Here is a 17,359-nt window from a genome sequence, read left to right on the forward strand (position 1 = left end):
AGCTATTGTTCCTGGTCTTTTGTATGAAAAATTGTCATATGAGAGTAAGGGGATAAAATGGGATTCCGACCGGAAGTAGGAGAAGAAATTAGTCTTAATAAAGATGTTTATCGGTTTGAGAAACATCCAGCAGTAGTTGGGATTGAAATGCCATATGGGCAAGAAGGTAGACAAGGAACAGTCTATCAACTACAACATGAAAATGGTATGGAACGAATTGCATTAAAAGTCTTTAAGGAACGCTATCGCGAGGAAAAACATCAACTAGCATTTTTGAAACCACTTTCTTCCTTAGCGGGTCTTAAAGTATGTTCACGCTATATTGTTACTAAAGAAGAACATATATCTGCTATCGAAAAATCAGAAGATCTTGCTAACAGTATTGTAATGCCTTGGATTGAAGGTCCAACTTGGGCTGATATTTTACAAGAACAACGAATGTTATCAAAAGAACAATGTTTCTTTATTGCAGAAGCATTTCTTACAACACTTAAAATGATGGAAGAAAATGAAGTTGCTCATAATGATTTATCGTCTAGCAACATACTCGTACCTTTCTTAAGTGAAAATCCAATTAAAGGCCAACACTATATCGAACTTGTTGATGTTGAGCAAATGTATGGCTCAAAAACGAAAAGACCTTCGTTATTGCCAGCAGGTTCAGCGGGTTACGCACCGATGTATTTAAAAAGTGGAGTATGGCAAAAAGAAGCCGATCGATTTGCTGGTGCTATTTTATTGGGAGAAATATTAAGTTGGTGTAGTGAAGAAGTTCGAAATAAAAAATGGACGGATGCAAGTTACTTTAAAACGGAAGAAATGCAGACAGAATGTGAAAGGTATACGTTACTTCAGCAAGTATTACATGATGAATGGAACGGGGAAATTGCAAAATTATTTAAGCAGGCATGGAGTAGTAAATCTTTCGCAGAATGCCCAAGCTTTGCACAGTGGTACAAAGTATTTAATAGCGCGAGAGAAAGAATAAAAATTGATGCGGAAAGGCAGTCAGCAGAAGAACACTCTCTTTTTGTATCAAAATGTTTGGAAATTGCAAGATTATTAGAAGAGAGAGGATTTAAACAAGCGGCATTATATGAGTATAAAATAATTTTCAATTCACTCAATCCATCAAAAGCTCTACAAAAAGAACTCGCATATATCATTCAAACTATGGAGAGTCAAGAGCCTGAAATAAATAATAAAATGGTCCTACAACATTATTTGGAATTAGCTACTGAATTGGAACGAGAAAACAATGCAGCATTTGCTTGTTTCGTCTATTCACGAATCGTACAATTTCCAAACATTGATCAGGCGTTAAAACAGGAAATTGAAAGCATTATTGAAGAGATAAAAGAAGAGCAAGGAACACAGTCGCAGCAAGAAGTAGCAGCTACAATTACAGTGCCAAATAGCATTCTACAGAGCCGAAAACAAACGAAAAAACAAATGGAATATGATGTGGATGATGAAATTTTAAATGCAAAAGCATCAAATCAACCACTCACAATAACGCATGAACAAAGCGAACCGTCGGCTTTTTCTACATGGTGGAAAAAGAATAAAAAGCGAATTTTGATTATTGGTTCAACTGTAGTGGTTGTTATAGGTGGTTCAACGTTATTTTATTTCTACACAACAAATGCTAAATATCAAAAGTTTATGGAACAAGCACGACAAGCTTATGATGATAAAAAATATACAAAAGCTGAAGAAGCTGTTGGACAGGCAATTGCTGTGAAGGGTAAAGACGAGGCTTATCTCCAATTAGCAACGATTTACGTTGCTGAAGGAAAAAATAAAATTGCAATAGATTATATTACAAAACTAATAAAAGATAGAGAAATAGATAAAGAAAATAATGAAGCTGCTTATCTATTAGCTTCAGCAAATTTCCGCATTGGAAAATATCAAGAAGCAGTGCAAAATTTTGAACAAGCGTTAGCGAATAATGCAAAAGGAATTGAACCATACAAAAAAGATGCGATGCGGGATTTAGCTGTAAGTCATATGAAAATGAAAGAATTTGAAAAGGCAGAAGATGTTATTGTCAAAATGAGTACGAAAACAAATGAAGATAAGGCAATTGTTTCGTATTTAAAAGGTCAATTATCAACGGCAACTGTACAGTTAGACAAAGCAGAATCTTTCTTTAAAGAAGCTATTATGCAAGATTCAAAGAATCCGATATATACAATTGAACTTTCAAATTTGTATGTTCTTTGGAATAAAACAAACTTAATTGATAGCGCGAAGAAAGAAATGAATTATCAACAAGCATCTCACATTTTACAAGTAGCGATTCAAAAAGATATGAAAAATATTGAGTTGTTAAATCAACTAGGAATTGTGTATTACGAAGCGGGCCAATTTTATGAAACGCGAGATGGTGCAAAGAGTACTGCTGCATATCAGCAAGCGTTAGAAGCTTACAATAGAGTTGTTAGCAGTGGAACACGCGACATAAATACGCTTGTAAATATAGGGATTTTATACGATAAAGTGGGACAAGGAAATGAAGCAGAGAAGCTTTTCACAGAAGCATACTCACAAAACGATGAAAATCCACATGTGAATTTTGCATTCGGAATGTTTAAAATTAAACAGAAAAAATACGAGGAAGCAAGTCGCTTCTTAAGAAAAACAGTGCAAGCAAATGAAAATGAATCTGAAGTAAGAGCCGCGCAAGAAAAACTAACAGAAATGAAAACAAACGGTTGGATTCAATAAAGATAGGAAAAGGGGAAAAGGACATGGAGGAAAACAATAATAACTTAGGGAAAAAAGTCGCTATATCCGTAATGTCAGTCGCTTTACTTGGAACGTCAGGATATCTTGTGTATGACAAAGGATTTAAGACAGCAGGAAAAGAACCAGTAAAACTAGCAAGTAATACAGAAGAGAAAAAAGATGATCGTATTACAGGGGGCGACTTACAGTCTATGTTCCCAAATTTAGTCGCTGATCCTGCAAAAAAAGATGAAAAACCAGGTGAAAAACCAACTATTAATTTAGCAGACTTAATTGGAAATAATAAATCACCAATTACACCAGTAACGTATAAACCAGATGAAGTATTGGTGGAAAAGAAGGATCCACAAATCAAATTATCAGATGCACCAACTCCGCAAAAACTAGATTTACCAACTAATATGGTTGGACCTGTGGCAGAACCGGGAAAAGCGAATGATAATAAACCGCAACCAACTGTACAAGAAGGAGACGGACAAAAACCAGATACAGACACAAAACCAGACGCAGGTATAAAACCAGATACAGGTACAAAACCAGATACAGACACAAAACCAGACGCAGGTACAAAACCAGATACAGGTACAAAACCAGATACAGACACAAAACCAGACACAGGTACAAAACCGGATACAGGTACAAAACCGGATACAGGTACAAAACCAGATACAGACACAAAACCAGATACAAAACCAAAGCCAGATCCAGAACCAAAACCAACACACCCAACAATTACAGTATCACCAAAGACGGGTGATATTTTAGTTGAGTGGTACGCTGGAAATGGAAAATACTATTCATCTGTTTTCTTTAATGATTTTTATACGAGTCAAAAAGAACTGGATGAAAATGCATTAAACAATTTAACAAACTACTATAGCAAAAAAGAAGACTGGACGCTCGTTAGCCAATTGAATACACCATCAAAATCAAAATCGATAGCTGAACATAAGTTAGCATTAGATAATGTAGAACAAATTCTTACAAGTGGTGAATATTCAAATGAGAGAGCACTATTCTATTTACGTAATCAAATGAATGTACTAAATGAATCGGTTACTACACAAGAAGAGTTACAAAGATATTTAAGTGAAAATAAGAAAGATTATATTAAATCTGTAGCAGAAAAAGTTTATCAAACAGCAACAGAAGAAAAAAGAGAGTGGTCAAATACAGGGGATGTAGCATCTTTAGAACAAGCATTAAGTAAATTTTATTTAGTTACATCAGTATTTGAAAGCGTAGATCCTACATTAGTAGAAAAAGCGAATCAAGGTGTAGAAGATATTTTCAACCAGCTATTACAAGAAGAATTACAGAACCTTAATATCCAAACAACAGTAGTGCAGTCTGCAACTGAGACAAAAGAAAAAGCAAGCCCTGTAAAAGAAAATACTAGCAGTAATGAAGGAAAAGCAGTTACAGAAGAAAATGAGGCAACAAGTACAACAACTGAGAAAAACCAAAAAGATGCTAAGACTGAAGGTGCCAAAAATAACGAGAAAACAAATAATATCGATTCAAGTACTCAAAAAGCACAAGTAAAATCTGAACCATTTAGTCAAGAGATTGATCAAATAGAAACATATTTAAATCCAGCAAATCCACATTATGAAAATGCTTTACTATTAGCAAATCAGTATGTTGACGGGGCAACAGGAGAACAAAAAGAAAAATTAGAACAGCAATTTAGTGCGGCTGTAGAGGGACTTCGTGGACAAATAAAAGATCCTAATTTTACAGTGGAAGATGCTATAAATAAAGCAAATTTATTAGCCAATACGGCAAGAGTAGAAAAATCTGTTCAAGATGAATCTCATAAGTTATTAATGCCGCTAATGTTTGAAAGAAAAGCAAACGATGCTGCAAATAATGGAGAATATTATACAGCGGTATTAAATATTGCAAATGCAATTCGTACAAAGCACCCATTGGAACGTTCAAGAGAAGAAATGGTTAATTATGCGAATAAATTATGGACAGATACAGAAAATGAATGGAATAAAATAAATGGAACGACAGGATGGCAAAGTGAAGTAAGTAAAAACTTATTACCCTCATACACATTACTTGCACAGTTAAAGGATATTGATAAAACGATTGGCCAAATTAGTGGTATGAATATGATTGATAACGCATCCAAAAAAATGGAGGGAATTCAACTTATTCAGTTAGCAGGTGATGAAGCAAATAAAGAAGGACAAACGAACCTTTATAATGCTTTACATTATTATGGTCAAGCAGCTTCTCGAGGTGTTGTTGACAAAACAGGATTTTCTAATGTTGCTAGTCTTGTAATTAAAGAAGCAAAACAGTTAGAAACAACGCAATATAAATCAGCGTTAAACAACTATCAAATTTTATATAAAACACCAGGTATTGAAGAATTAGGAATTAAAGATGGGGTAAAAGCGGCAATTGAGTATTTGAGTACATTTGAAGCTGCAAAGGTAAGCGGAAATAAAGATACGATTGAAGATTTAGCTTCAGCAATTGAATTAACTTATCATTCGATGGAACTAGGATATCCAGAAGAAGATGCAAAAGAATGGATGAATACGATAGCTCTAAAAATGTTTAATAAAGGTGCAGGATATATGTCCGCAACCGATACGAATAATGCATATAAATGTTTTGAATTTTTAACTCGTGATAAATATGCAAAAGCTATTAATGGAGAAATAACGAAACAAGCAAAAGAGAATGTAGAAAAAATTAAAGCTATGAACGTTCAAAAATAATTGGATTTGACATGCGCCATCTTACTTTAAGTAAGATGGCGCAATTATTTCGTATAAGGAGTAAATATTAATGAGTTTTAGTAGATTTTTAAATTTTACTAAACTCATTAATTATTCATTAAAGCCACACTATGCATAATAAAGAATTTGAAAGGTGGAAAAAGGTGATTAGCAATTTAAAAAGGGAAGCATTAGTCTCATTGAAAGGCCGATGGGGATTAGGGGTAGGTTCAACGTTTCTTAATTATCTCATTCCCGTAGCAAGTATGTATATCATTGGTATAGTAGTATTTTTAATTTTTGGTTTGTTTATAGATGTTATAGGACCTGAGAACTTTGTATATTATTCATATGGCGAACCTCAAATTAATTTTGGATTGATTTTATCTCAACTTATTGTATGGGCTATTATTTTTATTCTTTATATTGTTGTACAAAGTGTTATGAGTTACGGCTATTATAAAATCACATTACGTTTAGCGAAAAATGAATCTACCACAATAGGTGATCTATTTGCTGGTTTCAATTCAAATAATATATTTAGAGCTATGAAATTAGGTATCTTACAAACAATATTTATTAGCTTATGGAGTCTTTTGTTCATTGTTCCAGGTATTATTAAATTTTTCTCTTATTCTATGGCTTACTACATTATGTTAGAGGATCCAGAATGTACAGCAAGTGAAGCAATTAAAAAAAGTAAAATGATGATGAAAGGACATAAGTTAGATTTATTTATCACTTGGTTAAGTTTCATTGGGTGGTTTATTTTAGGTTCATTGGTGGGAATATTTACACTAAATCTTCCATACCTTTGGATTACGCCATATTATACTACTACAGTATCACATTTCTACCTAAATCTAGTAAATAGAACTAATAATACAAATGAAGTACCAGTTATCAATATTCAAAAATAACGTATTTAACATTCGCCATCTTGCTTTAAGTAAGGTGGCGAAGTTATTTTAGATAAAGAGTGTAGTTCAATGAGTTTACTAGAAATTTGTCCATTAGATGAGACGTAAGTGGAAGTTTTACAGAATGAAGAAAAAAGAGTTCGTTTTTATGAGATATTACAGAAATCAAATTTGTACGTTGTTGCAAATTATTGGAGAATTTTAGGGAGAATACTCAAGATTTAAGGATTGAGTTTAAAATATATGAATCTTAGGTAGTTTGAATTGGAGATGTAATATGAAAGCAAACAAAGCATTTGAATATGTATGTAATCTAATATCTGAAAAGTATTTAGATAATGGTTGGAAATATTCTAAGTCAGGTCATTGGATGAGTAAAAAAGATAAAAATTTCATTTATAAGGTACTCCTTTATACAAGTTGGAATAATATATCTGATAAAAATGTAGTATTTTATGGTGAATGTGCAATTCTTCCTTTAAAATCTAAAGATAAAATATTTCATATTAATACACGTCAGTGCAATGTACCAAGCGATCAGTTATATTGGAACATAGCAAATGAGGAAGAGTGGGAGCGGACAGTTAATGAATTCACTAATTGGTTAAATAGTGTATTTATGCCAATTTTAGAAAAGTGCACAAATGATTTAAATAACTTTGTAAAAGAGGTTGTTGAAAAGGGTTTTTATCCTCAAAAGGGTTATATGATAGATATTAATTTTATATTAACGCACGGGTCGCATGAATTGGCAGAGGAAGCTATCAAAAGATACTATGCCAGTTTGGAAGAGTCAATAAAAAAAGAATTTAAAGATAACTATGAAAGTATGGTGTGTAGTAATGAAGCAGTTAGTGTATATGGTAATAACATGATGAGAAATTACACCAATTTTAGAACTATCATAGATAATAAAATAATTGTTACTTTATAGTACATCAAATGATTTGAATTAGTAAGCGATAATTGGTAACCCAATTATCGCTTTTGTTTTTAAATAAGGGTACGGGTGAAGGTAGTAAGAGTACTAGTGGGAATAGTAAGCGTTTAAGTGATGTGAAAATTCCATCAGTAAGAAACAATGAGTTTAATAAATGGTTTGATAATCTAACAGTAAAAGAATTTGAGGAAATGCAGAATAATCCTCAGTTGAGAAGTAAAATAGAAGATAGGATTAGACGCTCAGGAGGATACCATGAGTGGCATCTTGTAGCAAGAACTCCTAAATTTAAGCGGTGGGGAATTAGTAGGGATGATATTAAAGAAATGAGGTATCTGACTAAAGATGTTGAATTTGTAAATCCACCTGGTCGTCATGGAAGAAGAGGCTCGACAAAAGTACATAATTAAATGTTAAAGATTATTGATTCTACATCTGACTATGAAAGTTTTTTAAAGGGCTTAATGAGTGGGCTGAAAATAGAATGAAAAATGGCTTTATGTATTTACCAGAAGGTTTGAGGAGATAAAAAATGAAAAACGATGTTTCTTTATGGTTAGGATGCTTTAGTGATTTTGATGAAATCGAAACGTACACTGAAATAAAATATAGTGTAGATGGAGATAGTATTCGCTCTGTTTTTGAGAAAGATTTTAAATTAGGTTTTTATGATAGGGACTTAGTTGAAAAAGATTGGATTCCTGATGCTGAAGATGACATAGAAAAGCTGTTAGTAGATTTTTCATATGATAATCAATTAATACAACAGTACAATAACATTAAGTTAAAGTCTAAATACAATACCATCATTTTAATTTATAATTATGATTATAATAAAGAAGGTAAAATTGTTAACCTCGTAGATAAGACTACCTACAAGTTGGATTTCATTGGTACGGCAGAATATATAGATTAATGCGAATAAAGTATATTTGCAGTGAAAAGAAAAAGAATAGGCTGTTAGAAAGTACGTACTTCATGATGGTTGTACCATCATGAAGTACTATATGCAATGATAGAATAGAAAACGAAGTACGAGCTTAGGCGAAATGACATTTTACATAGCGGTAAATATAAACACATGGAGTGAGCATGAAACTAACGAACTCGTACAAACCCGTAAGTTTTAACGTAACACTTGTCGCCACATGTAAAAGGTATCATACTTGTGCTACAAAACTTACAAAATATAAACTTAAAGCAATTGCTTGTTGAGTAAAAGAAACGCGAAATCATACAAGTATTGTCCCGTAATAGAGAAATAAAATTGAATAAAGAGTAAAGGAATGTATCCGTTGCGCTATTTCATAGTGTAATGGATTTTTTAGTTTGCAAAATTCAGCACTTTCTCACCAAATTTTAATGTAAGCTTAATTTTGCTCTCTTTTTTCACCTTTAATATAAGCCGTAGATACGAAAGATATATAAGGTGAAGGGAGAAATAATACATGCGTATTTTAGTTGTACCATCAGGATTTAAAGAAAGTTTAGGGGCGAAGGAAGCTGCTGATGTAATGAAAGAAGGGATTTTAAAAGTTATGCCACTTGCTACTGTAGAGACTTTACCGATGGTTGATGGTGGGGAAGGGTTTACAGAGGCAATTATAAATATTACTAGTGGAAAAATGTATAAAGTACAAGTAACGGGACCTGTTGGAGACAAGGTGCAATCTTTTTTTGGTGTTTTTGAAACGAGAAATGGTGAGCGTACAGCTGTTATTGAAATGGCTGCTGCGGCTGGGCTACGCCTTGTACCGAGAGATTTACGGGATCCTAGAAAAACGACGACTCATGGTGTTGGACAGTTAATAGAATTAGCTTTAAATAAAGGAGTAGATCGTATATTAATAGGATGTGGTGATTCAGGTACGTCTGATGGAGGTGCTGGTATGGCTGAAGTGTTAGGTGTAAAGTTTTTAAATGAAGATGGCAAGGAAATACAAATTCAAGGTGGTACCTCTTTATTACAAGTTTCAAAAATAGATACGTCACAAGTAGATCCTAGATTAAGGCATGTTCAAATCGACGTTGCTTGTAATTGGTTTAATCAATTATGTGGTGAGCATGGAGTAGCTAGAGTGTTTGGTCCACAAAAGGGTGCTAACGAAGCACAAGTAATAGAACTAGAAAAAGCATTGGAGCGCTATGCTACTATTATAAAAAAAGATATAGGGATAGATGTACATCATACACCAGGAAGTGGTGCATCTGGCGGGCTTGGTGCTGGACTGCAAGCTTTAATTGGGGCGACGCTTCATCCGAGATACGATATTATTATGAAGTATATGGATTTAAATAAACTATTGCAAGCGTGTGATCTTGTATTTACTGCGGAAGGAAGTATAGATTTTCAAACACCACGTGGGAAAATTCCAGCTGAGGTGGCTAAATGTGCAAAAAAATATGGATTACCAGTAATAGCGTTAGTAGGGACGGTTGGTAAAGGTGCACGTATTAATTACGATTATGGAATTGATGCATATACAAGCATATTACCAATGCCATCTTCATTAGAAAATGCATTTTCTAATGCGGAGAAATGGCTTCGTGATTGTACAGAGAGTACGATGCGTACAGTTTTAGTCGGTTACCAAATCGCTTCTCGGTTGAATAAAAGTGGGTACGTATCATGATTGAAAAAAATGTAGTGGAATTACATGTGAATAATAATGATACCTCGAAAGTTAAGTCATCCTGGATACTGCCTGTAGCACTTATATTAATTGTAGAAATCGTTCTTTTGCTTCCATCATCATTAACGATGGAAGCAAAATGGAGTTTGTTTGGATTTTGCTCTGCAATTATATTATGGACAACAACAACGATAAATTCGGCCTATATTGCACTCGGTTCTGTCTTATTTCTAATTACTTCAGGAACAGCAAAGCAAGATCTTTTATTTGATTCTTTAGCTTCAGATGTCATTTGGCTTATGATCGGTTCTTTTATTCTAGGAAGGGCACTTCAAGTTACCGGTTTAGCTGAGAAAATGACGTACTTTGTTGTAAATCGTGCTCGAAATATTTCGGGTTTGTGCGGGATTTTGACAATGATTATTCAAATACTCGCTTTTTTTATTCCATCTACATCGGGACGTGCAGCGGTTGTATTACCTGTTTTTCAAGCAATATGTAAAGAAATTGGAAGTAGAAGAATTACGAAAGCATTAGCAATTTTAATGCCTACTGTTATTTTAGTTTCAACAAGTTCTACAATTATTGGGGCAGGCTCACATTTAATCGCCCTAGATATGTTAAAGGAATTTAATAATAAAAATATCACATTTGTAGAGTGGTTAATATGGGGATTCCCATTTGGTGTCATAATGAGCTTTATAAGTTGTCGCGTAATATTATTTTTATTTTTAGACAAAGATGAAGTAAAAACAAAACTGAAACAGAAGAAAATTAAGTTTGAATTATCGCGAAATGAGAAGTATACAGTCAGTATTTTAATAGCGATGGTAGCTTTTTGGTTAACAGAGTCGCTACATGGTTTGGAAATTGCAACTGTAACTATAATAGGAGTATTTTTATTAACTTTACCAAAATTCGGTGTGATGCAGTGGAAAGAAAGTTTAAAAGGTGTCTCGTGGAACTTAATTTTATTTGTTGGAGCAGCAATTGCATTAGGAAAATCATTAATGGAGAGTGGTGCAGCACAATGGATTATGCAGAAGCTATTTTTAGTAACAGAATTAATTAATAAGCAATCTATTTTTATCGTGTTACTCGTAATTGTTATTCTTTCAGTCACATCACATTTATATATTACTTCTCACACAACGAGAGCAGTTATTTTTATTCCGCCATTACTATATTTTGCAAGTAGTCTGCAATTAAATGAAGTAGCTGTCTTATTTTTAGGTATTGTTGGAATGAATTATTGTTTAACCTTTCCGGTCAGTTCTAAAGCATTACTATTATTTCAAGAAAGTGATAGAGAAACGTTTCAGCCACAAGATTTGTTAAAGTTAAGTAGTTATTTAAGTGTTATTTATATATTTGTAATGGTTATATTTTACTATGCATATTGGCAATGGGTTGGATTGTCACTTTAAAAATCAGGAATATATTTCATTCTTGATTTTTTTCAATAAGGATAAAACATATTGGATATTTTTTCTTTTGAAGGAAAGTATTACTTGTTATACTAAAATGGTGCAAATATATATTATAGGAGGCTTTTATGGGAGAAAGGATTTTAATCGTCGAGGATGAAGAAAAAATTGCTCGTGTCGTGCAGTTGGAATTAGAGTTTGAAGGATATGAAAGTGAAATTGCAAAAACAGGTACTGAGGCAATGGAAAAGTTCGGCAATGGTAACTGGGATTTAATATTACTTGATGTAATGCTTCCAAATATAAGTGGGTTAGAAGTTCTTCGAAGAATACGTTTGAAAAATGTTGTAATACCTATTATTTTATTAACCGCTCGTGACTCAGTTGTTGACAAGGTTAGTGGTTTAGATCAAGGTGCAAGTGACTATATCACAAAGCCTTTTCAAATAGAAGAACTTTTAGCGAGAATTCGTGCTTGTTTAAGAATTTCAAATGTAGTAAAAGAAGAGGAAAATAGTAGTTATCAAATTGCAGATTTATATTTAGATGAGAAAACGAGAGAAGTGAAAAGAGGTAATAATCTAGTCGACTTAACACCACGTGAATTTGATTTATTACTCTTTTTAATGAAGCATGAAAATCAAGTGTTAAACCGTGAGCAAATTGTAACGAATGTTTGGGGATTTGATTATTATGGCGATACAAATGTTGTTGACGTATATATTCGATACTTGCGTAAAAAAGTAGATTGTAATGTGGATGTACCACTTATTCACACTGTTAGAGGTGTTGGGTATGTCTTAAAGGTGTAATATATGAAAATTAAAAATAAAATATATTTATTCTCTACAGTATGGTTACTACTTATTTTATTAATTATTAATAGTTCAATATATTTTTTGTTTTATAAAGTGACTACGAACGGAGAGTTAGAACGATTGAAACGTGAGGCAGTACATATCATTGATGGAATGAACGCTGATTCAGCAAAGAAAGTAGATGCAATAAATCTATTGCAACCATACTTGCCTTCAAACGGTATGATTAGAATTATTAATGAAAATTCAAAGGTAATGATTAGGCAAGAAGTGGATAGTACAAAACCAATTCCAGCACTAAATACGAAATTTGAAAGAAAAGAATCAGCTGGAATTTATGAGAAAAATGGTGGGAAATTCGCTTATATAAAAATGCCAATCATTTGGAATGATGGGAAAATCGTTTCGTTAGAAATGACAGAACGTTTAGATAGTTTGCAAGAGAATTTAAATATGTTAAAAAATGTATTAGTTATTGCATCACTTTTCGTTTTAATTCCGTCTTTTTTTGCGGGAAGAATGTTAAGTAAACTCATTTTAAAACCTGTAAATTCTTTAATACAAACAATGGAGCATATACAAGATAGAGGGATATTCAAAAAAATATCGCTTGAGAAAAAATCAAAAGATGAATTGTACAAAATGGGAACGACATTTAATAAAATGATCGATTTATTACATCAGAACTTTGAAAAGCAGCAACAGTTCGTTTCAGATGCTTCGCATGAATTAAGAACACCGCTAACAGTTATTGAAAGTTATGCGAAATTATTAAAAAGATGGGGAATGAAAAAACAAGATGTTTTGGAAGAATCTGTAGAAGCGATTTATTCTGAGGCAGTAAGAATGAAAGGTATGACGAATCAAATGCTGCTTCTAGCAAACAGTAGTGCTGAGTGGAATTTGGAGACTACCGAATCAGATTTGGTCCGATTATGTCAGGTGACTGGTGAGCAGTTAGAAAAAACATATGCTCGGACTTTTCGTGTTATAACAGAGGAAGAAAAGATTGTTGTACATATTGACGAACAAAAAATAAAACAAGTATTAGTAGTTTTATTGGATAACGCAATGAAATATAGTAAAGATTCTATAGATATTATAGTAGGAATACAAAAAGAAAAAGTCTTTTTTTCTATTCAAGATTACGGTATGGGAATTCCTAAGGAAGATATACAGAAAGTGTTTGATCGTTTCTTTCGAGTTGATAAGGCGAGGAGTAGGGAAACAGGGGGGACTGGTTTAGGTTTATCGATTGCCAAACAAATTATTGATGCTCATGAAGGAGATATACAACTTGAAAGTGAAGAAGGAGAATGGACGAAAGTTACAGTAAATTTACCTTATTTTTCATAAAAGGATAGGAGCTTTAAAAATGAAAAAGAAATGGAAAATTGCATTGTTAGTTTGCTTTGCAGTTGTAAGTGTAGCGTTTGTATCACAACGTATTGTTTCTAAGCAAGGAGAAACAATATTATCTGAGAAACAAATTCAAAGTATTGTATCTGAACAGTATCCTGGAAAAATTAAAAGTATGAAATTAGTAAATAAAGGGGAACAAGATTTTTATAAGGTAAATCTTTCAAATGAACAAGGCTCATATGAAATAATAGTAGAGGCCAAAAATGGAGAGATAAAACGCGCAAAAGAAAAATCATTAAAAAGTAATACAATAACGAAAGAGAAAGCGGAAGAAATGGCGCTACAGAAAGTACAAGGTGAAATTAAACATACTATATTAGAAAAGAGAAATGAGATAGAAGTGTTTGTAATTACGGTAGAAACAAATGATAAGCAAAGTAAGGTAGTTGAGATTGAAAAAACAACTGGTCGAATTCAATTGTTAGAGAAACCGATGACAAAAGTTACAGAAGAGCAGGCAAAAGAAATTGCAGTGCAGCAAGTGCCAGGGAATGTAAAGGGAATTAGGCTTGAGCAAAAAAACGAAAAAAATATATATGTAATAGAAATAGAGAAAAGTGCAAATGAGAATGTAATAGTAGAAATAGCAGAAAATACAGGCGCTTTTATTGGTACTTCACAAATACAAAAAGTTATAACAGAAGAGCAGGCGAAAGAAGTTGCGTTACAAAAAGTACCAGGTGGTTCTATCGAGAAGGTAAGTGTAGTTGATATAAATGGTATGGCTACCTACCAAATTATAATAAAAAAACAAACAGAAACGGTTGATGTAAGAGTACATACAATAACAGGAGAAATTATATCAACTACATCGGTAAATAACGCTATTCAGCAAAAGGAGTCATCACAGCAACAAGATGAAGATGATCAAGAAGAGGGCAATGATGATCAAGATGATGATGACGAAGGATAATCACAACAATAAACGGATTCTCATCAAATTTTAATATATCCCTTGACAGTTACAAATATAACCGATATACTTCATATTAATTTCAAAAGAAAATATATTCTAAATATTTAATTGTGTTGAATAGGAGTAGTAAGGTCGTATATTTGTACAGAGAGCTATGGGTTGGTGTGACATAGTCAAATGACATCCTGAACTCGCCTAGGAGCAGTAAGGTGGAACGGAATCACATTCTTAGTAAATCTTAACGGTTAACCTTCGATATTAGGTTTGTAATCAAACGATTACTACTAAGGTGGATTCATAATGGAATCAATAAGAGTGGTACCGCGTTAAGTAAATGGCTTAGCGTCTCTTTATATAGAGACGTTGGGCCATTTTTTTATTTTATGGAAATAGAAATGGAGGGTTTATTTGGACTAGTTTATAAAATTCTATTATTTATATAAAAAGATTTATTTAGGAGGAAAATAAGATGAAACAGACGGAGCAATGGACTTCGAAATTAGGTTTTATAATGGCTGCAGCAGGATCGGCAATTGGGCTTGGCGCAATATGGAAGTTTCCTTATATCGCTGGGAAGAGCGGGGGAGGAGCATTCTTTCTAATATTTATATTATTTACTGTATTAATTGGGCTGCCGTTACTTATAGCTGAATTTATGATTGGACGCAGTACGCAGAAACAAGCAGTTGGCGCATTTAAAAGTATCGCACCTAATACAGGATGGCACTGGATTGGACGTCTTGGCGTTGGAACGTGTTTTATACTACTTTCGTTTTATAGTGTTGTAGGTGGATGGGTATTAATTTATTTATTCAGAGGAGTAACGGGACAACTTATTACTCCGGGACAAAATTATGGTGCATTATTTACTGAAACAATTGGAAATCCGGCTTGGGCGATTATGGGACATTTCGCTTTTATGTTCATTACGATTTGGGTTGTATCAAAGGGAGTGCAAAATGGGATTGAAAAAGCAAGTAAATATATGTTGCCAGCATTGTTCGTGTTATTTGTCGCTCTTATTGTTCGCTCACTAACACTTGATAACGCAATAAAAGGTGTGAAGTTTTTCTTACAACCAGACTTCTCAAAGATTACTTCAGAAAGTATTTTGTTTGCAATGGGCCAGTCATTCTTTGCGATTAGTATAGGTATTTCGATTATGGTCACGTATAGTTCCTATTTAAATAAAAAAGAAAGTTTACCAAAATCGGCAATAACAATTGTTGGATTGAATTTATTTGTTTCATTATTTGCAGGTCTTGCTATTTTTCCGGCCGTATTTTCATTAGGAATGGAGCCAACAGAAGGGCCTGGATTACTATTTATCGTATTACCATCAGTATTTAGTCAAATTCCATTCGGTGGTTTATTCTTAACAGTATTTCTTGCACTATTTACATTTGCGACACTAACATCAGCATTTTCACTATTAGAGACAGTTGTTTCAGCATTAGCAAATGGTGAACAAGAAAAGAGAACGAAATTATCATGGATGATCGGTTTCGGCATTTTCTTAGTAGGTATACCATCAGCGTTATCATTTGGGATATGGAGTGATATTACGATTTTCGGGAAGAATATTTTTGATGCAGTAGACTTCTTATCTAGTAATATATTAATGCCGCTTGGAGCACTATTTATTAGTATTTTCGTTTCATTCAAAATGGAGAAGAAGGTACAAGAAGCAGAGTTTTTTGTAGGTGGTAATTATGGAAAGAAAGTATTTACTTGTTGGGCATTTTTACTTCGATTTGTAGCACCACTCGCAATCATCATCGTCTTTTTAAATGTAATAGGGATTATTTAAGATGAAGTGTTATAATATTCAGTAAAAAAAGAAGGTGATGATCATAAAGGCGAATTTGATAGAAGCAGGGAAATACATGCATATCAGAGGCAAAAAGCTATATGTTGAAACGCATGGAAACCCTAAAAATAAACCAGTCCTATACTTACATGGTGGACCGGGAGAAAGTTGTTATGATTTTTCATTTCATCAAGCGGAACGATTAAAAGATTCTTTATTTGTAATTATGATAGATCAAAGAGGTGTATGTCGCTCAGAAGAAATTACTGAAGACGAAGCTTTTGGATTACATGATTTGATTGAAGACTGTGAGGAACTAAAAAAAGTATTACAAATTGAGAAGTGGTCTGTAATTGGACATTCTTTCGGTGGATATGTAGCGTTGCTATATGCGTCGAGGTATCCAAGTTCAATAGAGAAAATCATATTTGAAGGGCCAACGTTCGATTTTGCGTTAACAAGTAGAGCTTTGTTACAAAAGACAGGGAATTTATTAAAAAAGTATGGAAAAGAAGAAGTAGCAGAAGAGTCCCTTGCTTATTCATCTAGCAATGCGAGTTCAGAAGAGTTGCTAGAAGCTTATATAAGACTAAGCAATGAATTAGAAGAAAATAGAATGGAGATATACAATTATAAGGAAGATGTGACAGACGAGAGTTTATATAGTGATGAAGAGTGGGAAGTATTTTCAAATCGCTCCAAAATTCATTTTGATAGATTAAAATTAGAAGGAGCAGTTCATACTTCATTATTACCTAAAATAAAAGGTTTACAAAATCAAGTGTTATTAATTGTAGGGAAATATGATGTAGTAGCGTGTGAAAAACAAATTGAAACGTTTAATAAAGATGCTCAAAATGGGGATTATATTGTATTCGAAGAGAGTGGTCATACACCGCATTATGAAGAAGCAGATCGTTTTGCTGAAATAGTCATTCAGTTTTTGAAATAATGTAGAAAGGGAGCTTCGTATAATGC

At 33.2% G+C, this 17,359-nt stretch carries 13 protein-coding genes, 1 pseudogene and 1 other annotated feature; all 14 genes and pseudogenes read left to right on the plus strand.

The features are described 5' to 3' along the window. Positions 1–57 precede the first annotated feature (57 nt). Entirely contained in the window at positions 58–2,733 is a 2,676-nt protein-coding gene (locus VF726_RS05310; RefSeq protein WP_440166421.1) for a tetratricopeptide repeat protein, read from the plus strand. Positions 2,734–2,756: 23 nt separating this feature from the next. Beyond that, a complete protein-coding gene (locus VF726_RS05315; protein WP_440166423.1) occupies positions 2,757–5,495 on the plus strand; it encodes a hypothetical protein in 2,739 nt (912 codons plus the stop codon). Between the two features lie 164 nt (positions 5,496–5,659). Then, a complete protein-coding gene (locus VF726_RS05320) occupies positions 5,660–6,415 on the plus strand; it encodes a DUF975 family protein (protein ID WP_440166425.1) in 756 nt (251 codons plus the stop codon). Positions 6,416–6,523: 108 nt separating this feature from the next. Further along, positions 6,524–6,604: pseudogene (locus VF726_RS05325) on the plus strand (SseB family protein); the annotation flags it as partial. Positions 6,605–6,692: 88 nt separating this feature from the next. Further along, positions 6,693–7,349 (plus strand): hypothetical protein, encoded by a 657-nt coding sequence (locus tag VF726_RS05330; RefSeq protein WP_440166427.1) that lies wholly within the window; start codon positions 6,693–6,695, stop codon positions 7,347–7,349. A gap of 32 nt (positions 7,350–7,381) precedes the next feature. Continuing rightward, positions 7,382–7,765 carry a hypothetical protein gene (locus VF726_RS05335; RefSeq protein ID WP_440166429.1) on the plus strand — a complete coding sequence of 128 codons (384 nt, stop codon included), beginning with the start codon at positions 7,382–7,384 and terminating at the stop codon, positions 7,763–7,765. Positions 7,766–7,887: 122 nt separating this feature from the next. After that, positions 7,888–8,271 carry an immunity 22 family protein gene (locus VF726_RS05340; RefSeq protein ID WP_440166431.1) on the plus strand — a complete coding sequence of 128 codons (384 nt, stop codon included), beginning with the start codon at positions 7,888–7,890 and terminating at the stop codon, positions 8,269–8,271. A gap of 532 nt (positions 8,272–8,803) precedes the next feature. Next, positions 8,804–9,988: a glycerate kinase family protein gene (locus VF726_RS05345; RefSeq protein WP_440166433.1), complete on the plus strand. Its 1,185-nt coding sequence runs from the start codon at positions 8,804–8,806 to the stop codon at positions 9,986–9,988. Further along, positions 9,985–11,415 (plus strand): SLC13 family permease, encoded by a 1,431-nt coding sequence (locus VF726_RS05350; protein ID WP_440166435.1) that lies wholly within the window; start codon positions 9,985–9,987, stop codon positions 11,413–11,415. Before VF726_RS05345 ends, VF726_RS05350 begins: the two co-directional genes overlap by 4 nt. Positions 11,416–11,543: 128 nt before the next feature. After that, positions 11,544–12,227, plus strand: a complete 684-nt coding sequence (locus VF726_RS05355; RefSeq protein ID WP_440166437.1) for a response regulator transcription factor — start codon at positions 11,544–11,546, stop codon at positions 12,225–12,227. Between the two features lie 3 nt (positions 12,228–12,230). Further along, positions 12,231–13,589, plus strand: a complete 1,359-nt coding sequence (locus VF726_RS05360) for a HAMP domain-containing sensor histidine kinase (protein ID WP_440166439.1) — start codon at positions 12,231–12,233, stop codon at positions 13,587–13,589. 19 nt (positions 13,590–13,608) lie between these two features. Beyond that, entirely contained in the window at positions 13,609–14,568 is a 960-nt protein-coding gene (locus VF726_RS05365) for a PepSY domain-containing protein (protein ID WP_440166441.1), read from the plus strand. Positions 14,569–14,675: 107 nt separating this feature from the next. After that, positions 14,676–14,924 (plus strand) — a binding site (T-box leader). Positions 14,925–15,040: 116 nt separating this feature from the next. Next, entirely contained in the window at positions 15,041–16,381 is a 1,341-nt protein-coding gene (locus tag VF726_RS05370; RefSeq protein ID WP_440166443.1) for a sodium-dependent transporter, read from the plus strand. A 37-nt stretch (positions 16,382–16,418) separates the two neighbouring features. Next, positions 16,419–17,333 carry an alpha/beta fold hydrolase gene (locus tag VF726_RS05375; protein ID WP_440166445.1) on the plus strand — a complete coding sequence of 305 codons (915 nt, stop codon included), beginning with the start codon at positions 16,419–16,421 and terminating at the stop codon, positions 17,331–17,333. The last annotated feature ends 26 nt before the right edge of the window (positions 17,334–17,359 follow it).

The sequence above is a fragment of the Bacillus sp. Brlt_9 genome (assembly GCF_051948935.1).
Lineage (GTDB): Bacteria > Bacillota > Bacilli > Bacillales > Bacillaceae_G > Bacillus_A.